This window comes from Luteibacter flocculans (assembly GCF_023612255.1).
Taxonomy (GTDB): Bacteria; Pseudomonadota; Gammaproteobacteria; order Xanthomonadales; family Rhodanobacteraceae; genus Luteibacter; species Luteibacter flocculans.
Genome location: NZ_CP063231.1, coordinates 1,352,557 through 1,364,838 on the forward strand (window position 1 = coordinate 1,352,557; position 12,282 = coordinate 1,364,838).

The following is a 12,282-nucleotide window of genomic DNA, read 5'->3' on the forward strand; positions in this document are numbered from 1 at the left end:
ACCACGACGATAGGAGTCGAGACCATGGGTAACGAAATTGTAGCTGCACGTTCGTCCATTGCGGCGGGCCTTCCTGAGGACTCATTCGTGCCTTTTGCTGAAACGGCTCAGGAGCGCGAATTACTAGACCTGTACCGCCGTCTGTCCCGAGGCGATAAGGCGGCGATCCTTGCAGCCATGGCACCCCTTGCTGCCACGGCGTCTCTTGCTTCGTCTACCGCGACTCACTGAGGGCTGCCAACATGGGGAACGAGTGTCCAGCGATGAGCGCCGACGTCATTGATTTCCAGGCAGCCCGGCAGCAGCGGGGGCTTCCTGCCGTGCGTTCCAAGCGCACACGCGAGGAACTGCTCAGGCTCGGTCGTAGTGAGTGGATACAGCAGCAGCTTCTAAAGCAAATCGACGAATGGGGCTGGGACAGAGATGTCCCCATAGTCAGTTGACCATCAACCAAACTGGGGCCTCGCGACGGGGCCCCTTGTCGCTTTAGGACACACCCATGCCCTTCAATTACAAACTGCCGATAGAGGAAATGGAGCGGGCCTGCCAAGGAATTCAGATCCATGTCCCTGGCGCCGGGGCGGTGGACGACCCAAGGCCGCTCGACGAAGATACGGAAGCGCTATGCGACTCAATGTTTCACTATCTGTCGTCAGACGAGAATGACCACACCTATGCCGCCTCAGCGTTGACTTGGAAATACGCAAGCGCTGCCTTTGAGGGCTATTTTCCTATCCAAGCGCCTATCCGAGATTCGCAACTGGCGGCAGGAACGCTCATAGCTCATATCGCTCTCGTCCATGCCTGTCGTCCGTTCCTTTTGAGGACATATGCCTGGACTCAACAATGCCTACGAGCTGCGTTTCGAGTGGTGGAGCGACGCGCTGAGGAAGACCTTACCGACCGAAAGCGATTCGCCGCCAAGAAGGGCGTAGACCAGTGGAGAGAGCCAGTCCGGGCGCTAGTGATTGGAAAGGTTGAGGCCGCGAGCGACGAGTGGAGCGCCAGCAGGCTAGCCCGTGAATTGAGCGGTGAGGTTTTGGAAGTTGCGAAGGCCCACGGGCGGAGTCTTAGCCCGTACAACGTCGAAGGCACCATTCGCAAGATGATCGGCAAGCATCGCCGGGAGACCGGTCGGGGCTGAAAATTGGCCTGACCATGCCTAAGCCAACGGCAGCACGCTAAAGCCATGCTGTCGCACTTTACATCGACCCCCTCCGGTTATAGCTTGCCTACAAGCGCTGATGCGACGCCATTCGTCACCATGCGAACTGGTGTTTGGCGGTGAGCGAGCACATGCGCCGACCCACTTCTAGACCTTCTCGGGGGCAATAAAAAGCCCCCACCGCGCCAACGGTGAGGGCTAGGAGTCTTGCTAACAAAGGCCGTCGCCTTTTGGGCGGGGCACCTTCATGGTAGGTAATGCCCTACCTAGATGCAAGGTGCCTTGTTCCTGAGGTCCGGCCGTCATTACGAGACGACCGCATGACCCACGTGTCCCATGTGTCGGGCCCGTTTGTGCCCGAAAACTCGATCAAGTTCCTCCGTCTTCCCGCTGTATGCGAACGCACGGGGCTTTCCCGCAGCCAGGTCTATCGACTGGAAGCCGCCGGCAAGTTCCCGCGACGCGTAAAGCTCGCCCTTTCCACAAGCGCCTGGGTGGAAGCAGAGATTCAGCTTTGGGCGGCCGACCGCATCGCCGCCTCGCGGGGTGAGGCATGAACCGCGCTCCGCGTTGTCCTCGCTTCGATTCCTGCAACGCTCCGATCTGCCCCCTCGACCCGAAGTGGCCGACTGCCCAGCACATCAAGGGCGAGCGGGTGTGCGCGATGCTCTCGGAGCTGGTCAAGGTGGGCGGTAAGGCCCGTCTAGAGGGACTTCTGTCCGCGGAGCAATTGGATGCCCTGATAAGGGAATGGCCAAAGGTGGAAGCACGATGGAGTCCCATCCGTGCACGACTGAAGGACGCGGCCACGTCGGGATCGCGTATCGAGCACGGAAAGCGCTTTGGAAGGGGGTCTGTATCCGGGGAGCAACCACGACCCCTAGCTCACCCATTGGCGAGGTCACGTAGCCTTGATACAGGCCCAGCTAGAGGGGGCGTTAGCGGGGGTGCAGGGTGACAGCGCCGAAGAAGCGATGGAGAGAGAAGGGGCGCAAGGAATCTGGCAACTTCTCCCTGATTCCTCATGCCGTACAGGACTCTCCGAACTGGAAGGCGTGCAGCGGGACAGCGGTCAAGCTGCTTTGTGATCTCGCTCGCCAATATAACGGCCGGAACAACGGGGATCTGTGTGCAGCACGTAGTGTCCTAGCCACTCGTGGCTGGCGCTCACCGGACACTCTAGATCGGGCACTCCACGAACTCCTGCACTACGGGTTCATCACGCTGACCCGCCAGGGTGGCCGCAACTTGGCGAACCTCTACGGATTGACTTGGCATGCCATAGACGAGTGCGACGGAAAGCTTGATTGCTCGGCTACGAGGGTTGCGTCGGGTGACTGGAAACTCGCGAAACCACCGTTCAAGCGACGTCCGAGAATTGAAAGTAGTAGTACGGAATCCGTAGCAACTAACTACGGAATCCGTACTAGTGGGACTTCCAAGGCAGCCTGACTAGTACGGAATCCGTAGTTGTAGGAGCCATTTTGGGTAAATCCTAACTACGGAATCCGTACACCTTTATAGATATATACCAAGGGCTCTCCTGTTTATGAGCATCTACTATCTCCCCGGATACCACCCTACGACCTCCGCGAATCCGCCAACGGATTCGGCCCGGACAATCACAGGACGTGACGTACCGAGCAATGCTCTGAGCAACGCTCTGGCCGTTACTCAGCGCTCGCCAGGCTGGAACAATCGCAAGCCGGACATTCAGCGGGTCCAGTTGGGCGCTTGTACTCTGCTAGCGGTTCCGTACCGTCGATGGGCGTGGCGACGGTACGAGCAGCGGGTCGCAGCACAGCGACGAAAGGAAGCCTAATGACGATCGGCAGGCGGGCCGATCATGACGAGGCAATCATCGAGCGGGCGGCGAGGCGTTTAGCGGGTGCACTCGGGACCGGGCAGAGCTGGTTCGCAAACACCGCCATCGCGAGCGCTCGCGACCTTACTCACGAGGACGGGCTCATGCCGTCCGCCCTTACGGTCGTCCGCCGTGGGCGAGTGACGGAGCAGGCGGCGAAGTCCATCGGAGGCTCGGGCAAGGTGAAGCGCCAGCATCAGTGGTCAGCATCGAGGGGCGTAGTTGCCGTCCCCGCATGTCGCCCTGATAGCGAGGCGCTAGCATCTCTTAGCTTCGCGAAGCTGGACGGACCATTGGAGGCGATCTTGCTTCTATACGCGACAGGGGACGTGGAACGGTTCTGGCCGGTTGTGAAACGGTTCGGCTTGGCATGCCTTCGACGTCCCCCCGCTTTCAGTAGCGGAGCGAATTAGAGTCCGGGGGTTACTTTAGCTGCTCGGCGTAGGCGGCGGGAGTCAGCCCGCCCAACGCCTTCTTCGGCCGTTCCTCGTTATATTCCCTGCGCCAGTTTTCGATCTCGGTGCGTGCGTGAAGCAGGCTCGGGAACCAGTGTTCATTGAGGCACTCGTCGCGCAAGCGGCCGTTGAACGATTCGATGTAGGCGTTCTGGTTCGGCTTGCCCGGTTCGATCAGGCGCAGCTGCACGCCACGCTCGTGGGCCCAGGTGACCATCGCCTTGCCACAGAACTCTTTGCCGTTGTCGCTACGAATTACCTTCGGAAGGCCGCGGGTCAGCGCCAGCCGATCCATCACGCGCGTCACGCCCATGCCGGAGATCGCGCGTTCGACTTCGATAACGACAGCCTCGTGCGTGGCGTCATCAACGACCGTCAGACACTTGATGACGCGGCCCTCGGCCGTGCGATCAAACACGAAGTCCATCGACCAGACCTCGTTGGGTGCCATGGGTCGGAACAAGGGTTGCCGTTCGCCTGCTGGCACCTTTTTGCGCTTGCGGCGACGCACCTGCAGCTTGGCGGCTTGATACAGCCGCTCTACACGCTTGTAGTTCACGAGCATCCCTTCTTGCCTAAGCTTCAGATAGATCATGCCGACGCCATAGCGCTTGTGCCGCTGCGCCAAGGCCACGATCCGCTGTCGAAGTTCGCCATTGCGGTCCGCGCGCGGCGCGTAACGCAATGCACTGGCGCTCATACGAAGCACCATCAAAGCACGACGTTCGCTGAGTCCTTGGCTCGTCATCTCCCGCACCAGCAACCGTCGCGCCGGTGCCGTCACCACTTCTTTCGCAGTGCCTCACGAGTGATCTCGTTCTCCAGCATCGACTCCGCCAGGAGCTTCTTCAGCCGGGCGTTCTCCGCCTCCAGTTCCTTAAGTCGCTTGGCTTCGGACACCGTCATGCCGCCGAACTTGCTACGCCACAGGTAGTACGAGGCTTCGCTGAAACCGTGCTTGCGGCACAGGTCCTTCACTGCCATGCCGGCTTCGGCCTCACGCAGGAAGCCAATGATCTGCTCTTCGGAAAAGCGCTTTTTCACGTCCAATCTCCGTCAGTTGGGGGATTGGACTCCAAATCACCGTGCTACTCAAAATCGGGGGGACGTCGCCTTCGCAATGCGTTCGCATCAGAGGCGTTTAACGACGCCATGGCACGCATCATGTATCGGAAGGCGGCACTGGCCCAGGATGACAGGGCGAAACAGCTGGGGATCAGGGCAAGTTCCTACCGGGTCGCGACTAGGGAGGCGGAGTCGATGCTCAGGCGATGGCTTCTTATTGCCGCCAAGCGATACTTGCAAGCATTCCGCTAGCAAACCCAAATCAACTTGCGCTCATTTCGCGCGCAATCTGCCGGAGCGCTGGACTTGTCCCGGTTCGCGTTACCCCGCATTGAGTCGTTGCATACGCAGACTTTAAGCGATGACGGGTCTTTAGGTATGGAATCTGGCTGTATACGGAGAACGAAGACCGCGACTCCAAGCGATGCGGTAGGCGCATGTTGTCGCTAAATACGCCATCAGCTAGTAGAACCCTTTGATTCGTGCCTTCGAAGAATACCCCGACGTCGGAAATTGTGATTGGAAACGCGCTCAGGTTAGTAACCTCGACCGCGAATTTGAGGCGCTCATCGGCACCACCGAATGGGATTGCGTGCGACGGACGAACTCGCAGTTTAACCCGCGACTTGTCAACCGCATGCCAGGTGTTTATGAGTCCTAGGACTGCGCCAAGAACGGCTAATCCAAAGGTCACCATATTGAGCGTAGATGCATCGTTCATCGACACCACCTCTCCCTTGTTGGACCGACACTTTAGCTAGCCCGAATGCTGCTACTCAAGCGAGGGACGGAAAGACACCATGAAAACGACCATATATATAGGGCCCCTTGCCGCCTCAAGGAGCCTCCCCGACGCCGTGCCGGGCAACGCACGGCTTTATTCTCCTCACAGCAGCACGCAGGCGGCATCACTAACGACAAGAGGCTACACATGGGCGGCGGAAGCTCTCAACCCAAGAACACGACGACGACCACCAAGACGGAACTCCCACCGTTTCTCTAGAACGCATACCAGCAGTTCTTTAACGAAACGAACGCGGTGAACAACAAGCCGTACCAGTCGTATACTGGACAGCTCAACGCCAACCCGACGATTGACCAGACGTATGCGCTGGAATTGGCCCGGTCTGGCGCACAAGGCAACCCGCAGCAGTCGGCCGCCCTTTAGCAGCTTCTCGGTGGAAGCCAGAACGTCAAGGCGCAGACGAGCCCTTACGCTGGCCCGAACCAGTATCTCGATCAGGTCATCAGCAACTCCAATCGCGATATCACGGATGCTTACCAGCGAGGTACTGGGGTTGGCCTGCCGACGCAGTTTGCCCAAGGTGGCGCATTCGGTGGATCAGCCATGCAGTAGGCTCAGGATGCGAGCAAGTACCAGCTTGCGCAAACCCTGGCGGACAACACGAGCAACCTGCGATATCAGGACTACAACGCCCAGGCTGACCGCTGGCAACAGGGGTTCCAGAACCAGCTAGCCGCCTCGCAGAACAACGCGCAGAACATCCTAGGGGCATCGAGTGCCCTCAATGGAGCCGGAGCGCTACAGGCGCAGTTCAACGGCCAGTACGGGCAGCTTGCACAGATCCAGCAGGACTTCGCACAGGGCAACATCGACCAGGCTTACAACGACTGGTATCAGCGCAACTACGGCTACGACCAGCAGCGTCTTGCGAACTACGGAAACGCGCTTAACTCGACGGCTGGTCAGTTCCAGGGATCGGCCACATCCGGCCTTAACCCGGCATATAAGCCTCGTACGGTCGGTGGTGGTGTCGCTGCGGGTGTCAGTGGTGCCGCAGCAGGTGGCGCTATTGGTGCAGCCATCGCGGGTGGCACCTCCGGCTCGGTTGTACCTGGCTGGGGTACCGCTATCGGCGCCGCCGCTGGGCTCGCTTCCTATTACCTATAAGGTGACTGCTATGGAATATGTCGTTGTGCTAGATGCTGCTGCCCCGTCCGCTCGGCTCAATGCTGGGCTCGGCGTTCTCGCGGGCGTTCTGGTTGAGGGTGGTCCGCCAACGGTACTCGCCGTCACGTGTTCTGAGGTCGATACCTCGCACTCGCACCTGTTGCGAGCAAAGGTAAAGTCCGACGAGGCCCCTGTCTTTTGGGTGCCCTACAGCCATCTTGTTGGGATATTGGAAGGGCCGTCGGCGACGCCAGCAAGCATGGGCTTCACCGCACATTGAGTTGCCGCGTGGTTGGCGGGAGGAAGTAAGTGGGTCGCCTCCCGCCCCGAATGCCTCCGAGACCTCCGCAATGGGGGTCTGTACCGTCACTGGGTCTGGCCCTAGGGATGAGGTGGCCCCTTGTTGCCCTTCAGCCACAGCCGACCACCGCTGTGGACCGCTCAACGACAATTTGCCTAAGCCCCGTGCCCGGCCATTTTCGGCAAGAACCCTGGGCAACCGGGCGGCTGGCTAGACCGGTCCATCAGTAGCGGCATTGGCGGGCTCCTGGGCTCCGGCCTACGTGGTATCGAGGGCGGCCTCCTGGGGTCCAGCCTGGGTCTGGGCGTCAGTGATGCCATCGGAGCCGCCAATTCTCGCGTGACGGCTCGCACGGGGTAGATGGCAGCCGATGCCGGGGTACGGCTGAGGCCATCCAGCGTTGGCTCTCCAAGCAGCCCAAGGCCAGCAGCGGGGGCTGCTGGACTACTACCTTTACGGTCTTCCCGCAGCCGCAGCCAACGGACCCTGATCGGGTAAGGGGGTCTGGTATTATTTTGCTGGGACGGGAGTTGGCTCTAAATGGAACGTAACTCTATCAATCCGGCGGTACTGGTCTGGGCGCGGGAATCCGCAGGTCTGGGCTTGGCTGAAGCTGCTCGAAAGATCGGGTTGTCCGCGAGCCGTAACCTAAGCCCTGCTGAGAAACTTGCTCAAATCGAGCAGGGTGCGCGAGCAGTCAGCACCTCGCTCCTAGAATGCATGAGCAAGGCGTACCACCGCCCACTCATTGCATTTTACGCGGCTACACCGCCGCCAACAGGAGAGCGTGGGGCGGATTTTCGGACCCTGCCTCCCGACCGACGGTGTGAAGATGCGCCGACAATTGACGCGCTCATTCGCGACATTAAGGCACGTCAGGCCCTTGTCCGAGAGTTAGTTGAAGACGATGAAGGGGTCGAACCGATCCGCTTCGTCAATTCTCTAACAATGGATACGCCCATCAGCGTAGCTGCGCAGGCCATAGCTGGAGCACTAGGGTTCACTAGCCGAGGGTTCAGGCGCGGACCGGTTGAGGCTGGCTTCGCGTACTTAAGGGAGTTGGTAGAGCGCACCGGTGTATTCGTGCTGCTAATGGGGAATCTTGGTTCCAGTCACACCAACATTAGTGCGGAGGTCTTCCGAGGGTTCGCTGTCGCCGACCGATTTGCCCCGTTCGTAGTTATAAATGACCAGGATGCCAAGGTTTCTTGGTCATTTACGCTTCTGCATGAGCTGGTACATATATGGCTCGGGGCGTCAGGAATCAGCGGTGGTTCCGCGGACAGTCGAATTGAGCGGTACTGTAACGATGTAGCGAGTGCACTCCTCTTAGACCAAGCAGAGCTTGAGGGCTTTGTCTGGACTGGAGACGATCGAGCGTTAGAAGCCATAAATCAGATTGCGCAAGAGGCAAGGGTCAGCCGGAGTCTTGTTGCCTACCGTCTGTTTCGCTCGCACGTTGTAACGGAGATAGTATGGCGCACGCTCACTGACCGTTTTAGGCAGGAGTGGCTGGCAGAGCGCGAGCGCCTGAAGGCGATTGAGAAAACAGCAAGAAAAGAAAAGCCCGGGGGCCCTAGTTACTACGTCGTGAAGCGCCACAAGCTAGGTGATGCGCTGGTCGACCTTGTTCGACGTTCCGTAGCTGAAGGTAACCTGACACCTTCGAGGGCAGGACAAGTCTTGGGTGTTAGCGCAATGAATGTCCAGCCGCTTATCAGCGGCAAAGCGGCATAGGGATTGTGATGCTTTATCTACTTGACGCGAATGTCCTCATTACGGCGAACAATCAGTACTACGCTCTCGATGCGGTCCCTGAGTTCTGGGACTGGATGCTCCATGTCGCGGGAGCGGGGTACGTGAAGATGCCTCGTGAGACGTTGGCAGAGTTGAAGGGAGGCAATGCTCAAAAGGATGCCCTCCACGCATGGGCGGCTAGTCAGGACGTTAGGGACGCTTTGGCCCTACGAGAGGACGTAGATGCTGATCTGGTGAGGAAGGTTATTGCTGAGGGATACGCTCCAGATCTGAGTGATGACGAGTACGATCTTCTCGGGCAAGATCCCTTTCTGATCGCCCATGCATTTCGCGCCCCCCAGGACCGTGTAGTAGTCAGCATGGAAGTATCGAAGCCGTCACTCGCTCGGGCTAGGCGGAAGGTGCCCGATGTGTGTAAAACCTTGAACGTCAGGTGCCGTGACACATTCCAGTTCATTCGTGAGCTGGGTTTTCGGACCAATTGGAAGACGTAGTGCCGGTTGTTGTTGCGATTCTCTCCTGAGTCGGTAGAAGTGCCCCGGCGGATTCAATTGATCGCTTGCACACGCCAATGAGGCATGTAGACGATGGTGCGTACTCCCGACGGCTCGAAGTTTTCCGACGCTATAAAAAAGCGTGTGGTAGAGGCCGGATCATTATCCCGGCTCTCCCTAGCGGCTGAAAGTCCGCCTTCTCGTAGTATTGGGATAGCCTTGCCCTGTCTTTGGCAAACGCTTTCGACTTCTCGTACGGCTTCCCATGCCATTGGGACGGGAAGGCGATAAGCGCAGCGAGTGCGCAGCCGATTCCCGCAACATCGCAGGCGATTGACAGCGCCATCAGGCCGAGGCCATGACCCCGGTATTCGGGTGCAATTTCGATCTTGTCGATGATGAGAACGGGGCGGGGACGAGTTCCGATCAAGCCTGCCACCTTGGGAACGAAGCCTCTCGAGTTCACCAAGCGACAGAACTCGGCAAGGTCAGCGCTATACGAGTCCATGACTTCAAACGGATCGTTTCCTATGTCTTCAGCGGCCAGTAGGTCAACGATGAAATAGCGTAAAGCGCCGACCTCGACCGTGCGATCAGTGTCGCCGATGATGGCCGCCTCGTACTCAGTAACGTAGCTTGATGGCTCCTCGGACCGCTGCCCGATATTTCCTTTGACGTTAAGCGAGCAGCTCCAGGAGCGCAGATAATCGGGGTCGTCCATGGCTTCATCCGTCGAGGTAATCGACCGATTCTAGGCGTGGTGAGGAGGCGCTGGAAGTCCCGTATTGGGCCTCGCCAAGCCAGCGCCCGTCTTTGACCCGAGCATGCCTAGGGCCGTCTCCAGTGGCGCGTCTATGGGAGAACCGTCGTGAGCCTATGGAGTGGTAGCACCCGACCATCATCCCTTGTAGCGATCCGCCTCTAGGCGGCCTCATGGCATTTCTAAAGTAGAGGGGTTTAGACCTTTACTCACTCCAGCCATGCTTGGCGCGATAGCTTCACTAGCGGTGCGTGGGACGACCAATGGCTGACAGATGGTGCTTGAAGATCTCCTCCGCTTCTCGAATCGGGTGCATCGCGTCTGCTTCTAACCCCGCTACTCGGTTACACCGTAGATAGCCGTCTGCCGACGCAATTACAAGATGATCCAAAACCGGCAGCAGGGTTTCCCTGCCCACTTCATGAGTCGTCAGCGTCCACTCTTTCATCATTGCCAAGTTGCCCCGAGCCATAGCTTTGATCTTGCGGAAGCTCAAGAGGACCAAGCCGAATGCCGCGGCGTCCTCGTAGTCGAACAGATTGATCTTCTCGATTGTCCAGTCCAAAGCTTCAACCGGAAATTGAGTGATCTGGTGATAGATGCCAGGAAGCTCAAATCGGTCCTCCTTCAGCATTCTTGACCAGAGTGTGCCGTGCACCATGAGGTCGTAGAAGTCTCTGGACATTACAGCCGCGTGCAGTTTTGCTTGCCGCAATTCTTCGTCTGCGCGTGCTCTTGCTTCGGCGTTCCGCATATCTCGCTCTGCTTCTACTGCTCGTTTGCCTCCCTGCAACGAATAATAGATGGCTGCGAATGTAGCGATCGCAGCCAGGAGCCCCACGCCTACGGCCGACCACTCTGCCAACTTGTCTGCTCGAAATGGTCCGCAGGCCGCGCGTGGAAGACGAAAGATCGCCCAGGAAACTGCTCCTCCTACCAAGCAACCGATAAATAGGAGTGCAGTAGACCGAATCGCCCTCATAAATGGATGCTCCTACGATGGCTCAAGCCAGCGGCTTTGATTTATATCAATGAATCAAACTGGGTCTGACCGACCGGCAGTCATGTAGCGAAGTGCCCGTAGTCGCTCCCTAACAGCTACTCCATGGGGAAAGCAAGGGTGTCCCCGGTAGGGTGGTAGCGGCTAGGGTGGCATGCATGATGGAGGGTAGCCCGCACGCGATTGAGGCGGTTCCATCACTAAAGTAGTGACGAGTAGCAATGCAACCCATCCCACAGTGAGACGATGTGCGATGGATGTATAGGAAAGTTAGGGCGGTTTAGGGGCACCGCGAACAAACGTCTTTGCTTCGGCAAGAACACTGGCACCATGACGCTTCATGATTAGCTCATCAAAGTGACCACTGAGAAACTCATCCCAGGTGCAGCGAGCTGAGCCAGAACTGTGCGCGAAGCGACCGGTCGCAACCAACACGGTGCCGTCTGGGTAAACCATCAGTTCGTCAAGATCACCATTCGGAATGTCACTGGTCCACGTGCGAAGTGGGCTTTGCATAGGGGCCATACGACGTTTCCTAGGGCAGGCTGGCTGTTGATTTACAATGAATCGGCCTGTAAACAACAACAAAATACCGTTGAGAACAATGGGTATCAATGGCCCATCAACAACAGCAGGTACCCCCGTCATCATTTGATGCGCGTCGCCTCTACCGTCTCGTTGTCGTCTACGTTGATTAGCTTATCGTCACAGACCACGATTTCAGTCATGGGTAGCCAAAGTGCGCTGTTGATCTTGTCGATAGAAGAAACTTCCCAAATAGTCCCGTCGTTGAGGACGATGATTCCCCCGTCGTCTGCAACCGACTGAACCCAATAGCCGCTGTCGCATGCTGATGCGGTTTTCGGTGAGGTGGCGAGGGCGAGGAAGACGAGAGACGCTAACCATTTAGCGAGTGACTGCATAAGCCTTCATCCTGTATTTGTTCCGAATGCTCGACTGGATGAAAGCCACGTCGAACGCCTGGACGCCTTCCGGCTGGCCCTTGAAGCAGCGGACCATGAGCTTGCTGTTGGGCTTGACCATGGGGAAGACGCCACCCGTGGAAATAGCCGTGTTCTCTCCATAGGCCGCCGTATTGACCGTGACAGCCCCTGTTGTGGACGTCTCGGCCCCGTTGAGGATGGCGAAGTGGTCGCAGCCCAGGGCTTCCGATTTGTCTGCCGCCCGGAGGATGGCAAAGTCCGACGCTTGTTCTGGCGTCGTATAGGCGTTGGCCGCGAAATTGACCATGAAGGTATCTGGCGACAGCTGGGTTTCGCTGAACCCGCCTGACCAGCCCTTGGCCTTGTAGCCGGTAGCACAGCCCGCCAGGCAAACTGCCAGCAGGGCGCAAAGTAGCTTCCCCATATTCCTTCCCCTGATTGACTCACCCCTGGGCCTATTCTAGGCCGATCCAGGCAGAAGCGAAGGTGAGTAACTTTGGGAGTAAGTAGGTCAGGTTAGCCATGCAATCGGCCTAAATACTGGGTATTCGGCGCCCACTCCGG

At 58.2% G+C, this 12,282-nt stretch carries 10 protein-coding genes; 5 read left to right on the top strand and 5 right to left on the bottom strand.

What is annotated here, in order from left to right:
• Positions 1-263 precede the first annotated feature (263 nt).
• The 3 genes from IM816_RS05945 to IM816_RS05955 all read left to right on the top strand — a co-directional run bounded on the left by IM816_RS05945 (position 264) and on the right by IM816_RS05955 (position 1,722).
• The gene (locus IM816_RS05945) at positions 264-443 is read left to right on the top strand and encodes a hypothetical protein (protein ID WP_250340163.1); all 180 of its coding nucleotides are present in this window, start codon (positions 264-266) and stop codon (positions 441-443) included.
• A gap of 56 nt (positions 444-499) precedes the next feature.
• Positions 500-1,144: a hypothetical protein gene (locus IM816_RS05950; protein WP_250340164.1), complete on the top strand. Its 645-nt coding sequence runs from the start codon at positions 500-502 to the stop codon at positions 1,142-1,144.
• Positions 1,145-1,485: 341 nt separating this feature from the next.
• Entirely contained in the window at positions 1,486-1,722 is a 237-nt protein-coding gene (locus IM816_RS05955) for a helix-turn-helix transcriptional regulator (RefSeq protein ID WP_250340165.1), read from the top strand.
• Positions 1,723-3,452: 1,730 nt separating this feature from the next.
• Here IM816_RS05955 and IM816_RS05960 read toward each other — a convergent pair.
• Positions 3,453-4,468, bottom strand: a protein-coding gene (locus IM816_RS05960) for an IS3 family transposase (RefSeq protein WP_425602631.1) whose coding sequence is annotated in 2 segments (ribosomal slippage) — positions 3,453-4,270 and positions 4,270-4,468 — 1,017 coding nt in all. Because the reading frame shifts where the segments join, the coding sequence is not laid out codon by codon here.
• Positions 4,469-7,302: 2,834 nt separating this feature from the next.
• On the opposite strand from IM816_RS05960, the gene IM816_RS05965 reads away from it, so the two are divergent.
• Both IM816_RS05965 and IM816_RS05970 read left to right on the top strand, forming a co-directional pair.
• Complete coding sequence (locus IM816_RS05965; protein WP_250340166.1) at positions 7,303-8,499, top strand: helix-turn-helix domain-containing protein; 1,197 nt, start codon at positions 7,303-7,305, stop codon at positions 8,497-8,499.
• Positions 8,500-8,507: 8 nt separating this feature from the next.
• Positions 8,508-9,014, top strand: coding sequence for a DUF4411 family protein (locus tag IM816_RS05970; protein ID WP_250340167.1), 507 nt, complete (start codon positions 8,508-8,510; stop codon positions 9,012-9,014).
• A 130-nt stretch (positions 9,015-9,144) separates the two neighbouring features.
• Here the strand turns inward: IM816_RS05970 and IM816_RS05975 are convergent, their stop codons facing one another.
• The 4 genes from IM816_RS05975 to IM816_RS05990 all read right to left on the bottom strand — a co-directional run bounded on the left by IM816_RS05975 (position 9,145) and on the right by IM816_RS05990 (position 12,142).
• Positions 9,145-9,735, bottom strand: a complete 591-nt coding sequence (locus IM816_RS05975) for a GNAT family protein (RefSeq protein ID WP_250340168.1) — start codon at positions 9,733-9,735, stop codon at positions 9,145-9,147.
• A gap of 280 nt (positions 9,736-10,015) precedes the next feature.
• Complete coding sequence (locus IM816_RS05980; RefSeq protein WP_250340169.1) at positions 10,016-10,528, bottom strand: hypothetical protein; 513 nt, start codon at positions 10,526-10,528, stop codon at positions 10,016-10,018.
• An 893-nt stretch (positions 10,529-11,421) separates the two neighbouring features.
• Complete coding sequence (locus IM816_RS05985) at positions 11,422-11,697, bottom strand: hypothetical protein (RefSeq protein WP_250340170.1); 276 nt, start codon at positions 11,695-11,697, stop codon at positions 11,422-11,424.
• Entirely contained in the window at positions 11,681-12,142 is a 462-nt protein-coding gene (locus IM816_RS05990; protein ID WP_250340171.1) for a CC0125/CC1285 family lipoprotein, read from the bottom strand. Before IM816_RS05990 ends, IM816_RS05985 begins: the two co-directional genes overlap by 17 nt.
• Between the last annotated feature and the right edge of the window lie 140 nt (positions 12,143-12,282).